Here is a 19,796-nt window from a genome sequence, read left to right on the forward strand (position 1 = left end):
CAGGACGAATCCCAAATTCCGAATCTTGGGAGCGTCCAGGCCTCCGATCCAAGATGGGGCGCCCTCGTCAATCTGTTCCCGCCTAGCGCGCAAGCGGTGCTGCCAACTCCATCGGTTTAACTTCATCTGCTAAGACATGCGACAACTTATTGCTTTTATTGCCGCCCTGGCGCTTTCCTGCTCGGCGCAAGCGCAGGTTTCTGCATTCACGGCCGGCCCTCTGGGGATCGGTGTAACCAGCCCCAATGCCGTACTCGACGTCGAGAGTGCAGGTGCCGTTGGTGGCGGTAACGCAAACGGCACTCTGGCGCGGTTCTATGCGGGCAGCAATGCCTCTCCGATTACTGCGATCACGCCCACCTTCGCGATCTCTCGCTATGAGACCATCAACCAAGATACCGAAGGTGGTCAGAATGCGGCGCTTTACGTCGAAGACGTCGGCAACAATGTTTCAAGTGGCAGTACGGTCGCGCAGGTAAACGGCATCACCGCCAATGTCTTTCAGAATGGCACTGGTGATTCGGTTGGCATGTTCGCGTACTCGACGAACTCCAGCACTAACGCAGGCCATACTGCATACGGCGGTTTCTTCGATGCGATCGCCAACAGCCTGGGAACTCATGCTTTCGGTTTGGAGATCGATAGCACGAACAACACGGGCGTAGACGTTGGGTATAGTGGTCTTGCGCCGTATCCTGCATTGGTTGGAATTCATGTGCAGGCCCTCGGCAACAATCTCAACACTGCGGGTATCTGGATTGGGAATGTATCGTCGACGCCATCGTATGATGTTGGGATTGCATTCACGAATGACATTAAGACGACTTCGATCGAGGATGATTCCAGTTCCATTCAAGCAATCAATATCGCCGGATCACATTCTTACGGGCTTGTCCTAAGCAGCGGCACCTATACGGGCAATGCAATCCAAGCCACTGGGTGGCAGTTGTCGCCGTCTGGCATGGTGCGCACGTCGACCAATCCGGCGGCTACATGGAATACTGATTCGACGGGTTCGACCGTCACGATCGCAAATGGTGGAAATGCCAGTCTGCCGGGCGGAAATGGGCTGATCGTCGCCGAGGATTCGGTCAATTCAAATGCTGCCATCTACCTGTGCAGCGTCGGATCATGCGTTTTGATTGGCACCGTTGGCTCAACTTGGGTAACTCCGACTACGACGCCCGCTGCCGGCAAGATGTCGATTGCGTGGAGTGGAACCGCCTATGCAATCTATAACAACCAGGGATCTGCTGAAACTGTAACCCTGAATCTGCTGAAGATGAAGGCCAGCAATTAATTGCTGGCCTTCTTATGGGCTCGGCAACAGATAAATTGAAATGAGCGCAGTCAGTCCAACGACCACGATCAGCGCGATCGTGTTCGCCCTCATGAAGGGTTGCTCAGACATGAAGTGCTTGAATTTGTCAAGAGCTTTCATTTTTTAAATCCTGTTTGGTCGACGCGCGAGTTTGCCACACTTGCGCGGAAAAGGTTAATTCAACCGATCTGCCCTACACCCTTTGGTATGATTCACGTCGTCCGAGGAGAGGTGAATGGTGGCGGAAAATATGGCTTTGCGTGCCGGAATTGAGAATGCCGAACGCGTTTCCAGTTCATTTTTGAGTAAACTTGCATCGCTGACCGCTGTTGCGATTGGTATTTTTATCGCCGTAACGACGGTCTATGGGGTATTCCATTTCTATTCGCCCATACCATGGTGGGATGAATGGGATGGATACATCGGGTTTTACAAGGCTATCACCGATGGGCAGGGCTTTCATGCATGGTGGTTCCCGCATATGGAGCACCGCATCCTGACGTCTCGTGCGCTTTTCTTTATGGACCTGCATTTCTTCCATGGGGATCACATTATTCTGTTTGCCGCGCAACAGGCAATGTATGCGGGAATCGTGGTCTTAATGGCGCGGGCCGCGCGCCGATCAGAAGATAGCGTTTCCATGTGGTGGGTTGTCGGCATTGCTGCTGCCCTGATGTTTTCCTGGGTGCAGTCCGAAATCATGACATGGGGCTTCGAGACGCAGGTCATCGGAGCGTACTTTTTCGCTACGTGGGCACTTTTCGAATTCACACGACCGGAATCCAGTGATGTGCGCCGATTCGTCGTGGGATTTATTCTCGCGGCGTGCGCAGAATTCACGATGGGAAATGGTATTGCGGCGCCTTTTGCGCTCGTTGTGGTCGCAATTTTCGCCCGACAATCTCTGAAGATCGTTGCGCTGACTCTTGTGATTGCGATCGGTCTCGCAGCTGTCTATGCGATTGGGTACGTTAAGCCCGATGTACCGCCTCCAGTCGTGCACGGTTCCCCATTGTTGAATCGCCTAGCGTTTATCTTTGCCTTCCTGGGCAATCCGTTTGCAATTCTTGGGATGCGCGCTTCAGTCTGCATTGCCGCCGGCGTCGTTTCCGCCTTGACCATGGGCGCGCTGACGATCTGGTTGTACGCGACGCACCGCGGGACGCCGTATCGCGCCTTCCTGATCGGCCTGTGTGCGTTCGTCGCCGCTTCGTCGATCGCCGCAATGTATGGGCGTGGCGCAGCTGGCGCAGGGGCGGCGTTTGCCAGCCGTTACACGACCGGTGCACTGGTTATGTGGGCAGCGGTACTTCTGCTCCTGTTCGATGTTTTCAGGACTCGGAAGATATTGACGATGTGGGCAGGCATCGCGGTAGCACTTGTTCTCGCCACCGGACAGGCAAAAATCTTTTCGAGCAATGACTATCTGTTCTTCTGGAAGCTCGGCGTGCTCGGGCCCAAGATCGGTCTGGAAAATACCAAATATTCCGGGATGCTGTTTCCGACAGAGCTGCACGACAGATTCTCGGTCTATACCAATTATGGCGCGAAGGGTCGGATCGGGATCTACGACCGTGAATGGCTGCGCGATGCCGGCGAGGTGAAGTTCGATCCTGACCGAATCGACCAGACATTCTGCCATGGGTGGTTCGAGGGCGCCTCGAAGGATGGTGCTGGAGCATATACGGTGACCGGGTGGGTCGTGTCACCGCGGCAAAAGAACGATGTGCTGGTGCTGCTCGTCCGGAATGGCGAAACCGTCGGGTATGGGATTTCTGGTGAGCGCCGCTCAGATGTGGAGAAGAGCGTAAAGGGTGCGCCTGAAAACGCGGGATGGATGGGCTTCTCGAAGGCCGCCGACAGCCTCGGTGCTTACGGCTTCGTCGACGGCAAGTTCTGCAAGCTCAATGGGTGAGTTTTGCTGGCGGATCGGGAAGTGCTGTGCTCGGTCCCGTTCCGCCCGACAGGTAGACGAACCAGAGCACGCCGCAGATCAGCGCGCCGAATATCGCAATCCAGATATATTGTGCACGTTTCGACATGTTTTCTCCCGTTGAGGCGCGGAGTGTATCATCCTCGTCCTTCAACGGGACGCTGCAAGATGACGGTCGCTTGTCCGAGTGGGGCTCCATCAAGAACTGGCGTGCCGCCATCGATGAACTGCACGACCTCCAGTTTCAAATGCTCGGCCCAAGCTTGAATCGCATTGCGCTCGATAAACGTGTTGAGGTGCCCGACCTGCTTGACTCGCTGCGCATCTACGGTGCTCTCGAAGACGTGCCAGTGTCCCTTCTCGGCGAACTCCAGAAAGGAAAATACGATCAAGCCTCCCGGCTTCAGTGCACGCCGCATGTCTTCGAGATATAGATAGGTCTCGTAGTGAAGAAGGTGCGTAAAAACGCTGAACGCACAGGCGATGTCGATCGACGCGTCTGCTGCTGGAATCGAAATGTCGAGATGCCGCTTGAATTCGAAATGTGACGGCGTCTTGGATTTGGCGTAATCAAGCAGCGCTTGAACGACATCGGTTCCCATGTACTGAAGATTGATGCCACTTTTTGAGAGACTTACAGCCAGTCGCCCGCTTCCGCAACCCAGATCGAATACCTTCATTCCATCACACAGCCCAGCGTGCAGAAGAAGGTTGGTTTCCACGCGGCCGGTATGCTCAAAATTTCCACCGACCGCCATTGCCATCGCTTCATCGATCGGGTATGTCTTGACCAACTGAGACACGAATTTCTCGTAATCCTCTACAAAATGAAATTGCGCCATCTGTAAAGCTCCTCTGAGGTTTTCCGCAGAACCGGGTGAGCGCTGACGTACCTTCGCACGCCAGTCTACAACATGGCGTCGCAATTACTCGATTTTCGCCTTGACGAGCGCGGCAACGAGCGCCTGCTCCTGCTTCGCCTTGAGGTCATCCAGATACGCGTCCGGATAAAGGCATTGCGTCATATGGCTTTGCCATCCTGTAATCGACTTGATGTAATCGTATTGTTTGATGATCGGAACGTTGTACTTGGCTGCGATAGCATCCATTGCGGCTACATATTGCGGCAACTGAGGATGATCGCTATCGCACAGAGGCGATGGCTCTTCGAGCACGGCGATCTTGCCGGATGCCTGTATAGCCTGCACCCATTGTTCAAGATAGCCTGTGTAATCGCTAACCGTCTCGCCGGCATACGCATCATTGACCGAATGCTCTTCAATGATGATCGAGGCAGAAGTCTCGGCAAGGCGCTGCGGAAGAGGTGGGCCGCCTCCATCCATGCCGTCAAGTTCGTTCATGAGGGAACTGGCGCGGCCGCCTGTCGCGGCGTTTTGGACAGTAATGCCGGAGTCCCTGAACTGTTTTTGCAGGAGCGATTGCAACGCTTGTGGTTCGTTCGGCGTTACTGAGACAGGCATGCCCATACTGTCCACTGTGCTGCCGAACATTTCATCATCTCCGTAGACAGCAATCTGGATGACGGGCGTTGTCGCCATCGGCTCGGATGCGGACGGCGGCGCGGACGGCGGCGCTGACGCTGGCGTTGATGACGGAGTCGCCGAAACGACGGCCGGCGTCGGCCCATCGATTTGCGCTTGAGCCGATGTCGACGGACCACCACCACCGCAAGCAGTAAGACAGGCAGTGAGGCCGATTACGGCTGCTGCTCTCCATCCTCCAATTCGATGATGGCGCCGATCTCGCGGCCGCGCGCATGAAGTTGCTCGACGCTGGTGATGGGGCCATGCATGAGCTGCCAATTGGCCATGCCGTACATCAGGACATGAAAGCCCATCTCGCGCTTGTCCTCGTCGGAAAGGTACTTGTGGAATTGACGGCCTGTCGCCACGCCGAACATACGGGCCATCTGAGTATTCGTATAGGACAGTTGCTCTTTGAGGAGCCGAAGCCCTTGCTGCGGGGGTGCCTGATAGTGCATGGGCGGCCGTTCCAATGGGATGCGCGGGCGCGCGAAAAGTATGTCGCATGATGGGTTCCTTTCGGAGTATCGGGCACCGCGAAATGCTTAGCCCAGTGCGTCGAAGCATATCACCCCTAGGGTGATTGTCAAGCATCAGATAACGATCGACCAACAGCCGCCTCGAGCGGCTTTTTTCTTTTACGGGGTAACTCGATGCCTATTGGCGACCAGGTCGCGGAAATTGCGCGCAGTGACGTTGCGGCGAGCGCCGCGAAATCGGCTCTCCCCGTTTCGGTAGCGGGCATGCATTGGATGGGGTTTCAGCTTTCCGACTGGGTCATGGTCACGACGATTCTCTACACGATCCTGCAGATCATCTTCCTGTTGAAGGATCGCCTGTTCACGAAGGGTAAGCATAAGAGGGGCAGCAAATGATCCTGTCTCTACTCGATGCGGAGCTGCGTCGGGACGAGGGCGTTCGATACGTCCCATACCTCGATACAGCAGATCCGCCGAAGCGCACGATCGGCGTCGGTCACAACATGGACGTATCGCCTCCGCCAGCTGGATGGACGTTCCCGCTGAACGATGCGCAGGTGAACCAGTTGCTCGATCGCGACGTGTCGACGACGCTCGCGAAGCTCGACAAGTACCTGCCGTGGTGGCGGCAGATGGACGAAGTGCGTCAACGCGTGATCGCCAACATGTGCTTCAACCTCGGCATCGGCAATGCCGCGCTCGGCACTGGCCTACTGGGATTCAAGAACACGCTAGCGGCCATGCAGCGCGGTTCGTATGGTGTTGCCGCAGCCGGCATGAAGGCCTCGAAGTGGTATGGGCAGGTAGGCCAGCGCGGCGCGCGCCTTTGCAAGGCAATGGAGACCGGAGTGATGCCGACGTGAGCGCAGACATCTTCCATTTCGTCATTGAGCAGGGTTCGGATTGGGTTCGGCAGGTCGTCATCAAGAACGACGATGGGACCGTCATTAACCTCGCGGGCGCCACGGCGCAGTTGCAGGTTCGCAGTGCGCCGGCGAATACGCAGACCGTCATTTCGCTATCCACTGCGGATGGATCTATGACGCTCGACGGGCCAAACGGGAAGCTGAAATGGAGCATGTCAGGCGCACAGACGGCCGCTATCGCCGTACCAGCCGGGCTTCCTATTCCGCTGGGTCCGAAGGGCTCCGGCTATTTGCTCGGAGGCTATGACCTGCTCGTCAAGGACGCATCGGGTCGCCTCATCAAGTACCTAACCGGCAACGTTTATCTCATTCCGGACTACACGCGTCCGTTCTGAAGGAACCCATATATGAGCGTTATTGAAGTGAGCACACCGGGGCCGCAAGGGCCGGCGGGTCCAGCCGGAGCGAACGGCACCAATGGCGCCAACGGCGCGACGGGTCCGCAGGGTCCGCAAGGAATTCCCGGTGCATACGCGCGATGGGATGGCGTCACGCCCTATCTGGGACTGGTGGCGGGCCGCACCGGCTGCGCGAGCGACAAGATCACGACCGCACTGGAATTCAACGCGCGTACCGCGCACGTTGCGCCCGTCGACATCAGCGCGATCGGCGCGGCCGTCGCCGGGTGGTATATCGGCTACGGCGACAGCACGCCATTCGGAGAGAAGGCGATCGGCGCCGACTCGCAGCGCAAGGTCAGCATCGAGTACAACGGCCAGATCGCACACCTGACATTCGGCGGGCCGCAGCAGCTCGTGGGCACCTGCTACAACTTCTCGACGCTTTTCAGCGACCTGACGCCGCTGCCTTTCACGATTCCGAAGGGGGCGACCTTCTGGACGCGCGAACACGGCGTGGTCGGTGCGGGCGGCACAATCCCCGTCACCAACACCGGCAATCCGGCACGGAACGCTGCTGCGGGCGACTGCTTCGAGTACGGCACGGGCCTGTCCGACCGCTCTGGCGATACAGGCACGTTCGCGAGCACTGATACGCCGTATCTGCGCCCGCTCGCGCTATTCGGCATGACCGACAAACACTCATACGCGTGCGTCGGCGACAGCCGCGTGGTGGGTCTGCAGGACGATGGCGCGAACAACCTATACGTGGGTGAACAGGCGCGCGCGATCGGCAGCAGCGCGGGCTATACGAATCTCGCGATCGTTGGCGAAGCGATGTCATCGGTGGGCAGCACAACGCTCAATGGCGTGTTCACGACTTTGTACACGCAGCGCGCCGACATCATCCGACGCTTCTGTACGCGGGTCATCTGTAACTACGGCATCAATGACGTGGTCAACAACCAGACAGCGCAGCAGATGTCCGTGTCGGCACAGGCGCTGCGCGCGATGTTCCCGAAGCAGGAGTTCTACTGGACGACGCAGATGGCCGAAGGTCCGAACCCGCCGTACACGACGATCGGCGCGGCGTTCAACAACTTCATCCTGGCTTCCGTCGGCGGCTTCCTCGACGGGGCATTCGACGTTGCAACGGCGCTTTCGACGGCGCGCAATTCATGCACGTATGGGAGTTCTAGCTGGGTATCGAGCGACGGGGTTCACGAGAGCCCGGCTGGTTATGCCATCGCAGCCAGCGCGATTCAGTTCCCCGCGTAATCCCTCACTTCAGATAGCCCCGCGCGGGGCTTTTTTCGTTTACGGCCATGACACAAGCACACACCGAGCGCGAAACGCTGTCCGTCGCAGTGAACATCCCTGAGCACGCGGACCGAAAGACGACGGCGCTATTCGAGCGAACGCGGAAGATCCTGCTCGAGCGTGAAGGCGCGCGCTGCTTCATCTGCAATGTGACGGCTGAGCAATCCGGCCATCCGCTCGAAGCACATCACCATCCGATCGAGCGCTCGCTTGCCGAGATGATTGACTGGGACCGTTTCAAGCAGGATGCGCAGTCCGGTTACTGGGGTCCGCACATTCAGGCGTTCGACTGGGACAGCTTCACCGACTGGACGCAGTTCGTTGATGACATGACCGTCAACGGGCTGTTGCTCTGCAAGGCGCATCACATCGGCAAAGACGAGGGCATCCATACGATGCCATTCCCGCTGTACATCGCGCAGAAGTACGCAAAGGAGGGCTACCAGTTCTCCGACGTCGAAGTCATCCACCACGCAACGTAGGAGCATCAATGAACCAGACTTCCCCAGCTAAAACCGGCGCAGCCGGCGCAGTAACGGCCGCCGTCGTGACGGTGATCGCCGCGCTCGTCAAGCACTTCAACATCGACATTCCCGCCGACGCGCAAGTGTCGATCGCGGTCGGGATCGTCACCGCCGCGCATTGGGTCGGCCAACGCATCGCCACCCGCTCGGAATCGAAGCAACCCGCAGTTCCCGCACAGCAGTAAATCCCCGCCGCGCTCGCGGCATCCCTGAAGGAAATCCCGAAATGAAAAAGCTCATGCTGCTCGCGGCAGGCATTGTCGCGTCCGCATTCCTCATCGCCGGTTGCTCGACCACGCAACAGGCCGACGCATCGGCCAAGCTCGCGCAACTGCAAACGGTCGTGAACAACGGCTGTGTCGTCGTCCAGCCGACGCTGGTTGCGGTTGCTGCGATCGATCCCGTCGTATCGGCGGCCGCCACGGCAAATGGCCTGTTCTGCGCGACGGCAGGCGCAATCTCCGTGACGTCCGTTCAGGCGCTCATCTCGACGGGCATCCCTGCGATCGACAAAGCTGTGACGGAATCGACGCTCATCCCGGCGAACCAGAAGCCGCTCGTCGTCGCCGCGCTCGGCGTGTTTCAGTTGACCGTTGCGAACGCGCTCGCGGTGTATGGCAACGCGGCGACGACGGATCCTGCATCGGATGCCGCTTCCGCATCGGCTCCTGTCGCAGCGAGCCAGTGATGGACTTCACGCCCATCCTCGCCGCAGCGAAGCGCGCGCAGGCGGCTTATATCATGGACGAGGCGCAGGCAAAGGCCGTGTTCGAAGCGCTCGGGCACACGTTCATTGCCCAATACAAGGACGCAGATAGCCAGGCTGTTCTATCGACCGATGCGAGCGCCGCGACGTATCTGAGCATCTCGGGTACGCGATTCTCGGATAGGCAGCTCGGCGACCTGTTCGACGACATCGATCTCGCGCCGGTCGACGTCGGCGGCGGCGCGAAGGTCACGCGCGGCGCATACGAGAGCGCGAAGGAAATCTGGGACTGGGCGCTGAAGCTGGCACCGGCCGGCGCGGTGTTCCATGTGTGCGGGCACTCGCTGGGCGGCTGGCGCACGAGCTTCACGCCGCTGTTCATCCCGGCTTCGCAGATCGGCGCTCTGCACGCCTTCGAGCCGCCGAAGGGCGCGAACGGCGCCTACTACCAGACGTTCGCGCGCGAGCTGGCAGGGCTGGTGATCGTCGGCAACGGACGAGACATCTGGTTCGGGTATCCGCGTCTAGGCGGCTGGCTGCATCGGCCTGGCGACATGATATGGCTGACGTCGCTCGGCTTCGAAATCATCGACACGTCAGACTGGGCTGGCGGCATGAGCCTCAATGACCACTCGATTGATCTGGTGGTCGAGCGTCTCGAAAGGCTGGCGGCGGCGCCGCTTAAACCTGCTGCATAAAAACAGTCCACAGGCTGTCTTCTGCATTTACAGTCTGTGGCCTGTATTAAGTAACTTTCGACCTTCTCGCGCGATCTGAGTCGCTTAAGGCAGAAGGAAGTAGGTCAGGGCATTGAGTGGCCTGTCAGAGATCAGCAGCGGTCTCATCTTGTCTGTCATCAGGTGGAACGTTACGTTTCGCGCGCCATTCACAGCATATTGCTCCTCGGAATACTGGGGTAGGCTGAAAGCGATGCCATTCCATCCCTTGGCTTTCGCGGCCGCGCTCGCCTTTGCAAACAGATCTTCGATCGCTGGCGTCCACTCATCGCGGCCGATGGCCCCGCTGCTGCTGACCGAACCGCCATCCAGCATGTACACGTACCAATCCATATCCACACCCCGTGGTTTTCCAGAGGAGCGAGTCTAGCAGGGTGCATTGTTCACCTCCATGGCTTACGCCGATGATTGCTCGCGCCCGATTCGTCATCGGCGCCGATCGCGCGCACCCAGAAAACGCAGCCGTATTCCCCGTTCGCCTGCACCTGGACGCGATTGTTCCGCACGCAGTAGGCGTGCGACGTCCCCGGCATGTCACCGTCCCAATGCTCGCATTCGCGGCATGGGTGCTTCGTCCCATATGGATCGCGTAGGCCCATTTCGACCCCTGTATATTCGTACAGTACTCATGGTACGCCGACTCCGCGAACGGGCGGAAAATTACGGGAACGTAGTTGGAAAAACTCAATATAATCAAAGGGTGTTTTTCGGTTTGCGTTCCCATTCATCGACCGCAAACCCTTGATAGTGCTGTATGCATGTACAGGATTGTGATTCCTGTCGTCGTGGGTTCGAGTCCCATCAGCCACCCCAGAGAATTCAGTAGCATCGAGAAAAACGGCACGGCGAAAATCGCGGTGCCGTTTTTGTTTTGGGGTCCATGTTTTCGGGGCCCATCGCATTCGGCGCAGGGCATCGATCTTCAAACGATCCCGCGCCCGTCACACTCAACCGCGTTCACTTCTTCCTAAACGGCTCCAGCAAGCTCTTCAAGCCGTTGTGATCGATTTCATGCATCAACGCCAGCAGCCGCCCGATCTCGCCGGGTGGAAATCCTTCGCGCGCGAACCAGTTGAGGTAATGCCCCGGCAGATCCGCGATCACGCGCCCTTTGTACTTGCCGTACGGCATCACACGCGTCACAAGCAATTCGAATTGTTCGACATTCATCGCCACGTCGCATTCAAACAAAGACAAAGATAAAGATAAAGATAAAGCGCACCGCCTACGTCCGTTCCCGACGATGTCCGCTCACATGCGCGCCCGCATCGCGTTCGAGACCGAACACATCCAGAATCGCGAACAGCCCGACGACAGCCACCAGCAGGAACGCGACGCTGAAATCGGCCGTCGTCACCGATCGCGCATCGTGTCCATGCAGCCACGCGGCGAGCCGCATCGCGATCGCGCCGAGCGCAACGCCCATGCCCATCGTCATCTGCGTGAGCGTGCTGGATAGCGTCGATGCGCCGCTCATCTGGGGCTTCGGCACATCGGCGAAGCTGAGCGTATTGACGGCCGTGAATTGCAGCGAGCGCGACAGGCCGCTCGCGAACAGCACGATACCCGTCAGCGCGAGCGGCGTCGAGGCCGTCAGCAGGCTCATCGCCGCAATGCTCAGCGCCGCGAGCGCGCCATTGACGAGCAGCACCGTTCGAAAACCGAAGCGCCGCATCACGGGTGTCGTCACGAGTTTCATCGACAGATTGCCCGCGAACACCACGAGCGTCAGCAGGCCCGACTGGAACGCATTCATTCCGAAGCCGAGCTGAAACATCAGCGGCAGCAGAAACGGCACCGCGCTGATCGACACGCGAAAGAGCGATCCGCCGCCCATCGCGACGGCGAACGTCTCCACGCGAAACGCGGAAAGATCGACAACGGGATGCGGGCTGCGGCGCAAATGAAGCAGCGCCGCTACGCCTGCCGCGAGGCCGCCCGCGAGAAACGCGAGCGCTTCGCGCCACGGCGCGTCCGAGCGGCCGAGCAGTTCCATCGCGTACATGACGGCCGTGCCGGCGATGCCGCACAGCACGAAGCCGATCGTATCGAACGGGCGCTTCTGCGTATCGCGCGCCGCGCCGATAAAGCGCCACGCGAGCACGATGCCCACGATGCCGAGCGGCAAGTTCAGATAGAAGATCCAACGCCACGACGAGTAAGTCGTGATGAAGCCGCCGAGCGGCGGTCCGATGACGGGTGCGACGAGCCCCGGCCACGTGATGATCGAAATCGCGCGCATCAGATCGTCCTTGGGCGTCGCGCGCAAGACGGCGAGGCGTCCGACGGGCACCATCATCGCGCCGCCGATGCCCTGCACGATGCGCGCCGCCGTGAATTCGACGAGCCCGTTGGTCATCCCGGAGACGACGGACGCCGCCGTGAACACTGCGAGCGCGGCTGTGAACACGTTGCGCACGCCGAAGCGGTCGGCGGCCCAACCGCTGATCGGGATGAACACGGCGAGCGTCAGCAGATACGACGTGATGCCGATCGACAGATCGACGGCATGCACGCCGAACGAGCGTGCCATCTGCGGCAACGCTGTAGCGATGATCGTGCCGTCGAGGTTCTCCATGAAGAACGCCGCGGCGACGAGGGTGACGATCAGCGACTGCCGCCTGTCCGCAGCATCGGACCGCGCAGTCGGCGTATCTGACATCGACATGACACTCCGAAGGTTGTAAGCGCATCGAAACCGGCCGCATCGCGTCGCGGCCAACCGACATTCTAGCCACGCACGCGTTTTGCGCGGACGTGGTAATTTCGCCCCTTGCCGTTTTGTCACCCGACAAGACCAGCATTAAAGGAAGAGGGGAACCGTTCGATGGAATATCGCAGACTCGGCGATACGGATGTGCAGGTCAGCCTGATCGGTCTCGGCACGATGACGTGGGGCGAGCAGAACACCGAGCGCGACGCGCACGCGCAGATCGATTACGCGCTCGACCAGGGCATCACGCTGATCGACACTGCCGAAATGTACCCCGTGCCGCCGCGCGCTGAAACGCAGGGCTCGACGGAGCGCTACATCGGCACATGGATCGCGCAGCATCGCAGCGCGCGCGACAGGATCGTGCTCGCGACGAAGATCGCCGGCCCCGCGCGCCAGCCGCACAACCCGCGTCACATTCGCGGTGAGGGCAACCAGTTCGACCGCAAGAATCTCACCGAGGCGCTGCACGACAGCCTCAAGCGCCTGCAGACAGACTACGTCGACCTGTATCAGCTGCACTGGCCCGATCGCAGCACGATGACGTTTGGTCGCCCCGCGTATCCGTGGATCGACGATGCGTACACCGTGCCCATCGAAGAGACGCTTTCCGTGCTCGCCGACTTCGTGAAGGAAGGCAAGGTGCGTCACATCGGCGTGTCGAACGAAACGCCGTGGGGCGTCGCGCAGTTCCTGCGCGCATCGGAGAAGCTCGGCTTGCCGCGCATCGTGTCGATCCAGAATCCGTACAGCCTGCTGAACCGCACGTTCGAAGCGGGGCTCTCCGAGTTCTCGCATCGCGAATATGTCGGTCTGCTCGCGTATTCGCCGCTCGCGTTCGGCTGGCTGTCGGGCAAATACGAAGGCGGCGCGCGTCCGGCAGGCGCGCGCATCTCGCTGTTCGAGCGCTTCCAGCGCTACAGCAAGCCGCAAGCCATTGAGGCGACATCGCGCTACGTCGAACTGGCGAAGCGCCACGGCCTGTCGCCTGCGCAATTCGCGCTCGCATTCGTCAACAGCCGGCCGTTCGTGACGAGCAATCTGATCGGCGCAACGTCGCTCGATCAGCTGAAAGAGAACATTGCGAGCGTCGACGTGAAGCTGTCGCCGGAAGCGCTCGCCGAGATCGATGCGCTGCACGAACTGCAACCGAATCCGGCGCCCTGAGCGCTTCGTTTGCTTTTGGTATTAGTGCGTCGCGGCATGCGTGTCGCGGCGCGCTAATCGAGCGAATAGATCGCAAGACCAAGACGCAAACGCTTGAGGGCAAGACTTCGCGGCGAGACACACGCGCGGCGGCACATCGCCGTGCAAACTCGCGTACGATAGCGCGCTTGCACATTTCAAGAGTCTTCACGCGCCTTCATGCGTCTTGGCGATACCGGCCGTCACACACCGGCCGCCGCATCCAACTCCGTTCGATAGCCGCTTGCCCGCTCCGCATGACGTGCGCGATGCCGCGCACCCATTTCTGTGCATGGGCCGCGTGCGGCATACAATGCACGATGCTGACCTCGCATGCGCCGAGCGGACGGGAATCGGCGCGATGCTGGCGACACACCGAAGCGACATCCAAGCACCCCCAAGCGAACCGACACGACGATGAACACCTCGCGCTCCACCACTCCGATCGCCGCCTCGACATGGCCGGTTTTCGTGCTGCTCGCCATTGCCGGGCTTTTCTACGTCAAATGGTTTCCGTATTACAACCGCGCGTTCACGGCGGCATCGACGCACTCGATCGGCGCGTCGATCCTGATGGGCAGCGCAGCGAGCCCGCCCACGCCGTCGTGGAGCGCGGCGCTCGGTTACGCGCTCGCCTATGGCAAGGCGATCTGGCAGGCGATGGTGCTCGGTTTGCTGCTCGGCTCGGCCGTGCAGGCGCTGTTGCCCGTGCGCTGGGTTGCGCGATTGCTCGGCAAGACGGGATTCGGCAGCGTCGCGGCAGGCGGCTTGCTCTCGTTGCCCGGCATGATGTGCACGTGCTGCGCGGCGCCCGTCGTCGCCGGATTGCGTGAGCGGCAGGCGTCGCCCGGCGGCGCGATCGCGTTCTGGCTCGGCAATTCGGTGCTGAACCCGGCGACGCTCGTCTTCATGGGCTTCGTGCTCGGCTGGCAGTGGGCCGGGCTGCGCGTCGTGCTCGGCGCCGCGATGGTGTTCGGGCTCGGCTATCTGGTGAACCGGCTCGTCACGCCTACCGAAGCGCAAGCGGCCGATGCGCGCCTCATCGAGCTCGTCGACGAGCAGCGCGCGGGCAGTCCGTTCGCCCGCTGGATCTCGATCTTCGTGCGGATGGCCGTGCGCCTCGTGCCGGAATACATCGTGCTCGTCCTTTTGCTCGGCGCGGCGCGTGCGTGGCTTTTCCCGCATGTCGGCCCGGAGATCGGCAACGACTTCGTGTGGATCGTCGCGCTGGCCGTCGCCGGCATGCTGTTCGTGATCCCGACGGCGGGCGAAGTGCCCATCATCCAGGCGATGCTGTCGCTCGGCATGGGCGTCGGGCCCGCCGGCGCGCTGCTGATGACGCTGCCGCCCATTAGCGTGCCGTCGCTGGCGATGCTCGCGCGCTCGTTTCGTCCGCGCGTGCTGACGATCGTGGCCGTTTCGGTGGTCGGCTTCGGCATCGTCGCGGGACTGCTGGCCGTTGCGTTGCAGTTCTGACGAATCGCTTGTCACCAAACCTGGCGCCGTTGTGCCGAATCTCGACCTAAACTGGGAAAACAGGGAGCTGGCGCGCAGTCTGCTGCACGGTAAGGCGTGTGTGGCGCGCGTCGAGTGGTACGATGGCGCCCCTTGAAGCTGGCGAGCGCGCGAACGAGCGTCGATGCGCGCCAATGTGCGGTCATGGCGCGGTAGCCGCGTGCCGATCGAGTGGCATTCGTGTGGTAAATCGCACGGCATCGCATCGCGGCAGCGCACCAGCAAAGCGGTGAACACCGCCAATCAGCCAATCCAGGACAACGCATGGCCCAACAAAAGACCAATCCGAAACTCGAGCAGGCGCTGACGCGCGGGGATCTCGCCATCCGTCAGGCTAACTCGGCGCGTGCGACGGCAGTGCTGCGTGCACTGGGCAAGATGATCATCGACGCATCGGCGACGATCGGCGTCGAGGCGCACACGTCGATTCCCGACGGCGACCGCATTTACGATCCCGTCGAAGGCCTGTGGCCGCAGGCGTTGCTGGTCTCGCTCGATGGCCCCGTCGAAGAAGCCGACCCCGAAGAATTGCGCACGATCCGCCTGCGCTCCGACGATCCGGGCACGATGTTCCGCGTCGAGTGGCATCGCGCGGACGGCAAGATCGGGCGTCAGGAAGGCGGCCCGTTCGCGACCGTCGAATTCATTTCCGACGTCGACGTGCCATGGTCGGACGACGAAGAGTGATCTGATCCGATCCGATCGAGGGCGCCGCGCGTGGGTGAATAGCCTGCGTGCGGCGCCCTCAGCGCATCATCCGTCGGCGGAACAGCACCGCTGACACGCAGAACGGCACCACCACATACGCGGCCAGCACGGCCACATGCAATGCGGCATCGTCGAGCGGACGGGCAAGCATCGCCGGCCGGATCAGGTCCACCGCATGCGCAAGCGGCAGCAGTTGCGCCGCCAGTTGCGCGGCGGGCGGCAACTGCGAGAGCGGGAAGAACACGCCCGACAGCAGCAGCATCGGCGTCAACACCAGCGTCTGATAAAACATGAAGAAGTCGTATGACGGCGCGAGCGCCGTCACGATCATCGCGGTGCTGGCGAACGCGAGACCCGCGAGCACAATGACGGGCAGCGCGAGCAACATCGACGGAAAGCTTGCGTAACCGAGCGCGCCTGCCACCAGCATGATCGCGACGCCGGACAGCACGGCTTTGCTGCCCGCCCACGCGACTTCGCCGAGCACGATGTCGCCGAGCGTGAGCGGCGTGTGCATGATCGCTTCCCACGTGCGCTGCACGTGCATCCGTGAAAAGCCCGAATACATCGATTCGAAGCTCGCCGACATCATCACGCTCGATGGGACCGTGCCCGCAGCGAGAAACGCGATGTACGACACGCCGTCGACGTGCCCGACCATCAGCCCGAGCCCGAAGCCGAGCCCGAACAGATAGATCATCGGATCGGCGAGGTTGCCGAACATCGACGCGAGCGCGAGCTTGCGCCACACCAGATAGTTGCGCCGCCACACGGCAATCCAGTTGACGGCGTTCGCTGGCAGCGCGGCGAAGCGCTCGCGCATCGGCTCGGTATGTTCGGGGGTGTCGTATGTGCGTGCGTCCATTGTCGTGGTGTCGCTTCCTTATGCGTTACGTTGCAATCGTGACATGAACGTCAGTCCTGCATCTCGCGGCCGGTGAGCCGCAAGAACACATCTTCGAGATTCGCCGGCCGGTGCAGATAACGCAGCCCCGCGCGCTGCTTCAGCCGCGCATGAACCGGCTGCGGATCGTCGACATAGCAGAAGAGCGTCTCTCCGCTGATTTCGGTGCGTACGGACAACGGCGCCAGTTCGTCGCGCAGCGCGATGGGATCGGGGCCGTACACCTCGATCACGTCGCAGCCTATTTCCGAAGCAATCAGTTCATTCGGTGCGCCTTCCGCGATCTTGCGTCCTTCTTCGATCACGCATAGCCGGTGACACAGACGCTCCGCTTCCTCCATGAAGTGCGTAGTGAGCAGAATCGTCTTGCCTCGTCCGAGCAGCGAGCGCAGCCGCTCCCAGATCAGATGACGCGCCTGCGGATCGAGTCCTGTGGTTGGCTCGTCCATGATCAGCACATCGGGATCGTTGATGAGCGCGCGAGCGAGCGTGAGACGCCGCTTCATGCCGCCCGATAATTCGCTGACGCGTGCATCAGCCTTGCTCTCCAAGCGCGCGAATTCGAGCAGCGTCGGCACCATCCCGCGGCATTTCGCGGCGGACAGACCGAAGTACCGGCCGAAGACGAGCAGATTTTCGCGGACCGTGAAGTCGGGATCGAGATTGTCGAATTGCGGCACGACGCCGACGCGTGCGCGCGCGAAACGCGAGCGGCCTGGAATCGGTTCGCCGCACAGCCGGATCGTGCCGGCGTCGGGCGCGGCGATGCCGAGCAGCATGCGCAATGTCGTCGTCTTGCCTGCGCCGTTCGGACCCAGCAGTCCGAAACATTCGCCGGCGCGCACGTGAAACGACAAGCCGTCGACGACAGCCTTGCCGCCATAACGCTTCTGGACGCTGTGAAACTCGATTGCAGCTTCAGACATACGAAGACCGATGCTCCATGAATGTGCGCGACGGCTGCACGATGTGGTGCGAAGCGCAAGCCGGCTGCCTATTTTAGGGCATCAGGCTCGGCGCGTTTGGCGCGCGGATACGCATCGATGGCGCTCGTTGCGCGATCTTGCGGTGCGTCATGCCCGACTGCGCGCTGCCACGCACTTAGCGTTTTCCATCCCTTGCATGTCGAATTGCGGCGCACCATGATGCAAAGAGAGACCGCGATGGTCGCGGTATGGGGGAAGCGAAATGGCGAGCTACAAGAAGATTCTGCTGTGCTACGACGGCTCGCGCGAAGGCCGCAAGGCGCTGCGTTGCGGCGCGGATCTGGCGCTCGATCTGCAGGCGGAAACGCATCTGCTGTCGGTCGTCGACATGCGCTCGAGCATTGCACAAAGCGCAGGCCTGCTGACGGATGTCGCCTGTGGCAGTTTCGAGAAGACGGCACGTGAGATATTGCAGGAAGGCGTCGACTGGCTCACACAGCGCGGTGTGCGGGCGACGGGGCATTTCGCGTTTGGTCATCCTATCGATGAAATCGCGTCGCTCGCCGACGAACTGCATGTCGATCTCGTCGTCGTCGGGCATCGTTGCCGCACGGGGTTGTCGCGCTGGTGGATGGGCGCGGGCAACACGCCGCTGCTCGATCGCGTGTCGTGCAGCATTCTCGTCGCGTGCTCGTCGCCCGCCGAAGAGGCGCAAGCGGCAGCCTGAAGCGCCGCTTGCGGTTGAAGCGCCGCTTGCGGCTCTGCGGTTCGCATGAATGCTTGCGCGTCAGCCGTTCAGATCGACGGCTGACAGCTTCCAGTTGAAGAGCCCCTGGCGACGGAAGATCGCGGAATAGCGCGTATCGCCGACGCCATGCTGATACGTCACAACGAACTCATTGATGCCGCGATAACCCGCTGTGGTTTCCGGCGGTTGGGGCGGGGGCGCGCCGTTGGCCGTGTTGTTGTTCGTGCTATTGGATGAACTCGAGTTCGGCGCGGGATGCTGCGCTGAATTGCCGGGCGGCGCGGCGGACGGCGCAGCAGGCGGCGGAGGCGGGCGCTCGCCCGGTTCGCCGCGCGGCGGGATGCCGTTGAGCAATGCCGCGACGCCATCGGGTGTCGCATACGCATCGACGAGCGGACCAATCAACGCCACACCGATCATCGCGCCGATCGCAGCAAGCGGATTGCCGTTGTGCCGCACGTCGAGCCGGCGCGTCAGCAGTCCCGTCACCTGCAGCTTCAGGCTTTCACGCAGCGCCGGATAATCGACGTATTCATTGACCGTTTCGACATCGCGCGCATCGGCGGCACGTTTGAGCCGGTCGAGTGCGATATACGGCGACGCGTAAGCGAAGCCCAACGCGGCGATGATGACGATCACGATCAGCGTGATCAGCAGCGGCCGGCTTACCCGGCCTTTCATACGTACGAGACCTGCCATTGCGCGGGACTCTCCGTTTTCAGTGTCGATTTGATGTGGACCCGATCGACGTCAAAACGATCCCGCAAAGTTGAACGTTCGAACGCGTGTTCTGCGGCTTTGATGTTGCACGCGCAGCGCTTGCATGGCGAATGACGTTTCGACGAAGTTCGCGATGCTCACGCGTCAGCGAGCGACCACGCGATGACGACAACGTCACTTGCGCGCATCAAGCCGCTTGCCTCGCGAGACGATCGTCTTCCTCGGCAATCGCGTGATCGATCATCCGGCACACGGCTTCCATCGTGCCGACCATGATCGTGCGCGACGGACCGTGATAGACCCGCACTGGCGCGCGCCGCGCGGGCTCTGCATTGAGCGCGGAGTTCAGCGACACGCGCGCGAACGCCGGTTGCGCGGATGGCAGCGGCTGAGGTTCTTCATCGAACAGCGATGCCGTGCGGCCCTTGATGCTGGATGCGGCGTTCGACGCCAGCGTGACGAGCGGCTCGCAAGGGACGAGGCTGCGCAGATGACGCAGACGGCCGAACTGGCGAAAAGGCAGCAGGCGGGCAAGACGTTCCATGAGTC

At 61.0% G+C, this 19,796-nt stretch carries 27 protein-coding genes; 14 read left to right on the forward strand and 13 right to left on the reverse strand.

Annotation, left to right across the window (positions count from 1 at the left end):
• Positions 1-136 precede the first annotated feature (136 nt).
• Complete coding sequence (locus tag BMW76_RS01625) at positions 137-1,300, forward strand: hypothetical protein (protein WP_090861993.1); 1,164 nt, start codon at positions 137-139, stop codon at positions 1,298-1,300.
• A 316-nt stretch (positions 1,301-1,616) separates the two neighbouring features.
• Here the strand turns inward: BMW76_RS01625 and BMW76_RS42730 are convergent, their stop codons facing one another.
• Positions 1,617-1,862: a hypothetical protein gene (locus tag BMW76_RS42730; protein WP_143062189.1), complete on the reverse strand. Its 246-nt coding sequence runs from the start codon at positions 1,860-1,862 to the stop codon at positions 1,617-1,619.
• Between the two features lie 540 nt (positions 1,863-2,402).
• Complete coding sequence (locus BMW76_RS42735) at positions 2,403-2,963, reverse strand: Rieske 2Fe-2S domain-containing protein (RefSeq protein ID WP_143062190.1); 561 nt, start codon at positions 2,961-2,963, stop codon at positions 2,403-2,405.
• 45 nt (positions 2,964-3,008) lie between these two features.
• Here BMW76_RS42735 and BMW76_RS42740 point away from each other — a divergent pair, with 45 nt between their 5' ends.
• On the forward strand, positions 3,009-3,236 hold the full coding sequence (locus BMW76_RS42740; protein ID WP_143062191.1) for a hypothetical protein: 228 nt from the start codon (positions 3,009-3,011) through the stop codon (positions 3,234-3,236).
• On the opposite strand, the gene BMW76_RS40975 is transcribed toward BMW76_RS42740, so the two are convergent.
• The 4 genes from BMW76_RS40975 to BMW76_RS01645 form a co-directional block, all read right to left on the reverse strand.
• Positions 3,226-3,363: a hypothetical protein gene (locus BMW76_RS40975; RefSeq protein ID WP_177200282.1), complete on the reverse strand. Its 138-nt coding sequence runs from the start codon at positions 3,361-3,363 to the stop codon at positions 3,226-3,228. The genes BMW76_RS42740 and BMW76_RS40975 overlap by 11 nt on opposite strands.
• A gap of 28 nt (positions 3,364-3,391) precedes the next feature.
• Positions 3,392-4,096 carry a class I SAM-dependent methyltransferase gene (locus BMW76_RS01635; protein WP_090861997.1) on the reverse strand — a complete coding sequence of 235 codons (705 nt, stop codon included), beginning with the start codon at positions 4,094-4,096 and terminating at the stop codon, positions 3,392-3,394.
• An 84-nt stretch (positions 4,097-4,180) separates the two neighbouring features.
• On the reverse strand, positions 4,181-4,813 hold the full coding sequence (locus tag BMW76_RS01640) for an SGNH/GDSL hydrolase family protein (protein WP_245763094.1): 633 nt from the start codon (positions 4,811-4,813) through the stop codon (positions 4,181-4,183).
• Between the two features lie 158 nt (positions 4,814-4,971).
• Positions 4,972-5,256, reverse strand: coding sequence for a hypothetical protein (locus tag BMW76_RS01645; RefSeq protein ID WP_090861999.1), 285 nt, complete (start codon positions 5,254-5,256; stop codon positions 4,972-4,974).
• Positions 5,257-5,451: 195 nt separating this feature from the next.
• Between BMW76_RS01645 and BMW76_RS01650 the strand changes: the two genes are divergently transcribed.
• The 8 genes from BMW76_RS01650 to BMW76_RS01685 are packed head-to-tail and all read left to right on the forward strand — an operon-like array spanning position 5,452 to position 9,789.
• On the forward strand, positions 5,452-5,673 hold the full coding sequence (locus BMW76_RS01650) for a hypothetical protein (RefSeq protein WP_090862001.1): 222 nt from the start codon (positions 5,452-5,454) through the stop codon (positions 5,671-5,673).
• Positions 5,670-6,140 (forward strand): glycoside hydrolase family protein, encoded by a 471-nt coding sequence (locus BMW76_RS01655; protein ID WP_090862003.1) that lies wholly within the window; start codon positions 5,670-5,672, stop codon positions 6,138-6,140. The genes BMW76_RS01650 and BMW76_RS01655 overlap by 4 nt, the downstream gene beginning before the upstream one ends.
• Positions 6,137-6,538, forward strand: a complete 402-nt coding sequence (locus BMW76_RS01660; RefSeq protein ID WP_090862005.1) for a hypothetical protein — start codon at positions 6,137-6,139, stop codon at positions 6,536-6,538. The genes BMW76_RS01655 and BMW76_RS01660 overlap by 4 nt, the downstream gene beginning before the upstream one ends.
• Positions 6,539-6,550: 12 nt before the next feature.
• Entirely contained in the window at positions 6,551-7,819 is a 1,269-nt protein-coding gene (locus tag BMW76_RS41610; protein WP_090862007.1) for a hypothetical protein, read from the forward strand.
• A 47-nt stretch (positions 7,820-7,866) separates the two neighbouring features.
• Entirely contained in the window at positions 7,867-8,343 is a 477-nt protein-coding gene (locus BMW76_RS01670; RefSeq protein WP_090862009.1) for a hypothetical protein, read from the forward strand.
• A gap of 8 nt (positions 8,344-8,351) precedes the next feature.
• Positions 8,352-8,570, forward strand: a complete 219-nt coding sequence (locus tag BMW76_RS01675) for a hypothetical protein (protein WP_090862011.1) — start codon at positions 8,352-8,354, stop codon at positions 8,568-8,570.
• Between the two features lie 41 nt (positions 8,571-8,611).
• Positions 8,612-9,073, forward strand: coding sequence for a hypothetical protein (locus BMW76_RS01680; RefSeq protein ID WP_090862015.1), 462 nt, complete (start codon positions 8,612-8,614; stop codon positions 9,071-9,073).
• A complete protein-coding gene (locus BMW76_RS01685) occupies positions 9,073-9,789 on the forward strand; it encodes an alpha/beta hydrolase family protein (RefSeq protein ID WP_090862017.1) in 717 nt (238 codons plus the stop codon). The genes BMW76_RS01680 and BMW76_RS01685 overlap by 1 nt, the downstream gene beginning before the upstream one ends.
• An 84-nt stretch (positions 9,790-9,873) precedes the next feature.
• On the opposite strand, the gene BMW76_RS01690 is transcribed toward BMW76_RS01685, so the two are convergent.
• The 3 genes from BMW76_RS01690 to BMW76_RS01700 all read right to left on the reverse strand — a co-directional run bounded on the left by BMW76_RS01690 (position 9,874) and on the right by BMW76_RS01700 (position 12,496).
• The gene (locus BMW76_RS01690; RefSeq protein WP_143062192.1) at positions 9,874-10,149 is read right to left on the reverse strand and encodes a hypothetical protein; all 276 of its coding nucleotides are present in this window, start codon (positions 10,147-10,149) and stop codon (positions 9,874-9,876) included.
• 636 nt (positions 10,150-10,785) lie between these two features.
• Positions 10,786-10,998 carry a DUF3820 family protein gene (locus tag BMW76_RS01695; protein ID WP_090862021.1) on the reverse strand — a complete coding sequence of 71 codons (213 nt, stop codon included), beginning with the start codon at positions 10,996-10,998 and terminating at the stop codon, positions 10,786-10,788.
• Positions 10,999-11,053: 55 nt separating this feature from the next.
• A complete protein-coding gene (locus tag BMW76_RS01700; protein ID WP_090862022.1) occupies positions 11,054-12,496 on the reverse strand; it encodes an MFS transporter in 1,443 nt (480 codons plus the stop codon).
• Between the two features lie 159 nt (positions 12,497-12,655).
• Between BMW76_RS01700 and BMW76_RS01705 the strand changes: the two genes are divergently transcribed.
• From BMW76_RS01705 to BMW76_RS01715, 3 genes are all read left to right on the forward strand, one after another.
• Positions 12,656-13,708: an NADP(H)-dependent aldo-keto reductase gene (locus BMW76_RS01705; RefSeq protein ID WP_090862024.1), complete on the forward strand. Its 1,053-nt coding sequence runs from the start codon at positions 12,656-12,658 to the stop codon at positions 13,706-13,708.
• Positions 13,709-14,143: 435 nt separating this feature from the next.
• Positions 14,144-15,202, forward strand: coding sequence for a permease (locus tag BMW76_RS01710; RefSeq protein WP_090862026.1), 1,059 nt, complete (start codon positions 14,144-14,146; stop codon positions 15,200-15,202).
• A 303-nt stretch (positions 15,203-15,505) separates the two neighbouring features.
• Positions 15,506-15,928, forward strand: a complete 423-nt coding sequence (locus BMW76_RS01715) for a hypothetical protein (RefSeq protein ID WP_087735858.1) — start codon at positions 15,506-15,508, stop codon at positions 15,926-15,928.
• Between the two features lie 58 nt (positions 15,929-15,986).
• On the opposite strand, the gene BMW76_RS01720 is transcribed toward BMW76_RS01715, so the two are convergent.
• Complete coding sequence (locus tag BMW76_RS01720) at positions 15,987-16,814, reverse strand: ABC transporter permease (protein WP_090862028.1); 828 nt, start codon at positions 16,812-16,814, stop codon at positions 15,987-15,989.
• A 50-nt stretch (positions 16,815-16,864) separates the two neighbouring features.
• Entirely contained in the window at positions 16,865-17,779 is a 915-nt protein-coding gene (gene nodI / locus BMW76_RS01725) for a nodulation factor ABC transporter ATP-binding protein NodI (RefSeq protein WP_090862030.1), read from the reverse strand.
• Between the two features lie 262 nt (positions 17,780-18,041).
• Between nodI and BMW76_RS01730 the strand changes: the two genes are divergently transcribed.
• Positions 18,042-18,506: a universal stress protein gene (locus tag BMW76_RS01730; RefSeq protein ID WP_090862032.1), complete on the forward strand. Its 465-nt coding sequence runs from the start codon at positions 18,042-18,044 to the stop codon at positions 18,504-18,506.
• Between the two features lie 60 nt (positions 18,507-18,566).
• Here BMW76_RS01730 and BMW76_RS01735 read toward each other — a convergent pair whose 3' ends face one another.
• On the reverse strand, positions 18,567-19,226 hold the full coding sequence (locus BMW76_RS01735) for a DUF2939 domain-containing protein (RefSeq protein ID WP_090862035.1): 660 nt from the start codon (positions 19,224-19,226) through the stop codon (positions 18,567-18,569).
• Between the two features lie 208 nt (positions 19,227-19,434).
• Positions 19,435-19,791, reverse strand: coding sequence for a hypothetical protein (locus BMW76_RS01740; RefSeq protein ID WP_090862037.1), 357 nt, complete (start codon positions 19,789-19,791; stop codon positions 19,435-19,437).
• Between the last annotated feature and the right edge of the window lie 5 nt (positions 19,792-19,796).

Origin of the sequence: Paraburkholderia diazotrophica (assembly GCF_900108945.1) — a bacterium.
In the GTDB taxonomy this organism is placed as follows: Bacteria; Pseudomonadota; Gammaproteobacteria; order Burkholderiales; family Burkholderiaceae; genus Paraburkholderia; species Paraburkholderia diazotrophica.

Coding starts and splice junctions, on each gene's coding strand:
- BMW76_RS01710 (WP_090862026.1), top strand. CDS start 14,144: ATGAACACCTCGCGCTCCACCACTCCGATCGCCGCCTCGACATGGCCG.
- BMW76_RS01680 (WP_090862015.1), top strand. CDS start 8,612: ATGAAAAAGCTCATGCTGCTCGCGGCAGGCATTGTCGCGTCCGCATTC.
- BMW76_RS01705 (WP_090862024.1), top strand. CDS start 12,656: ATGGAATATCGCAGACTCGGCGATACGGATGTGCAGGTCAGCCTGATC.
- nodI (WP_090862030.1), bottom strand. CDS start 17,779: ATGTCTGAAGCTGCAATCGAGTTTCACAGCGTCCAGAAGCGTTATGGC.
- BMW76_RS01655 (WP_090862003.1), top strand. CDS start 5,670: ATGATCCTGTCTCTACTCGATGCGGAGCTGCGTCGGGACGAGGGCGTT.
- BMW76_RS01635 (WP_090861997.1), bottom strand. CDS start 4,096: ATGGCGCAATTTCATTTTGTAGAGGATTACGAGAAATTCGTGTCTCAG.
- BMW76_RS01720 (WP_090862028.1), bottom strand. CDS start 16,814: ATGGACGCACGCACATACGACACCCCCGAACATACCGAGCCGATGCGC.
- BMW76_RS01625 (WP_090861993.1), top strand. CDS start 137: ATGCGACAACTTATTGCTTTTATTGCCGCCCTGGCGCTTTCCTGCTCG.
- BMW76_RS40975 (WP_177200282.1), bottom strand. CDS start 3,363: ATGTCGAAACGTGCACAATATATCTGGATTGCGATATTCGGCGCGCTG.
- BMW76_RS01670 (WP_090862009.1), top strand. CDS start 7,867: ATGACACAAGCACACACCGAGCGCGAAACGCTGTCCGTCGCAGTGAAC.
- BMW76_RS01675 (WP_090862011.1), top strand. CDS start 8,352: ATGAACCAGACTTCCCCAGCTAAAACCGGCGCAGCCGGCGCAGTAACG.
- BMW76_RS01740 (WP_090862037.1), bottom strand. CDS start 19,791: ATGGAACGTCTTGCCCGCCTGCTGCCTTTTCGCCAGTTCGGCCGTCTG.
- BMW76_RS01645 (WP_090861999.1), bottom strand. CDS start 5,256: ATGCACTATCAGGCACCCCCGCAGCAAGGGCTTCGGCTCCTCAAAGAG.
- BMW76_RS01650 (WP_090862001.1), top strand. CDS start 5,452: ATGCCTATTGGCGACCAGGTCGCGGAAATTGCGCGCAGTGACGTTGCG.
- BMW76_RS42735 (WP_143062190.1), bottom strand. CDS start 2,963: ATGGCAGAATGTCTGGTCGATTCGGTCAGGATCGAACTTCACCTCGCC.
- BMW76_RS01685 (WP_090862017.1), top strand. CDS start 9,073: ATGGACTTCACGCCCATCCTCGCCGCAGCGAAGCGCGCGCAGGCGGCT.
- BMW76_RS01640 (WP_245763094.1), bottom strand. CDS start 4,813: ATGGCGACAACGCCCGTCATCCAGATTGCTGTCTACGGAGATGATGAA.
- BMW76_RS01730 (WP_090862032.1), top strand. CDS start 18,042: ATGGCGAGCTACAAGAAGATTCTGCTGTGCTACGACGGCTCGCGCGAA.
- BMW76_RS01695 (WP_090862021.1), bottom strand. CDS start 10,998: ATGAATGTCGAACAATTCGAATTGCTTGTGACGCGTGTGATGCCGTAC.
- BMW76_RS01715 (WP_087735858.1), top strand. CDS start 15,506: ATGGCCCAACAAAAGACCAATCCGAAACTCGAGCAGGCGCTGACGCGC.
- BMW76_RS01735 (WP_090862035.1), bottom strand. CDS start 19,226: ATGGCAGGTCTCGTACGTATGAAAGGCCGGGTAAGCCGGCCGCTGCTG.
- BMW76_RS42730 (WP_143062189.1), bottom strand. CDS start 1,862: ATGGAAGAAATGCAGGTCCATAAAGAAAAGCGCACGAGACGTCAGGAT.
- BMW76_RS01700 (WP_090862022.1), bottom strand. CDS start 12,496: ATGTCGATGTCAGATACGCCGACTGCGCGGTCCGATGCTGCGGACAGG.
- BMW76_RS41610 (WP_090862007.1), top strand. CDS start 6,551: ATGAGCGTTATTGAAGTGAGCACACCGGGGCCGCAAGGGCCGGCGGGT.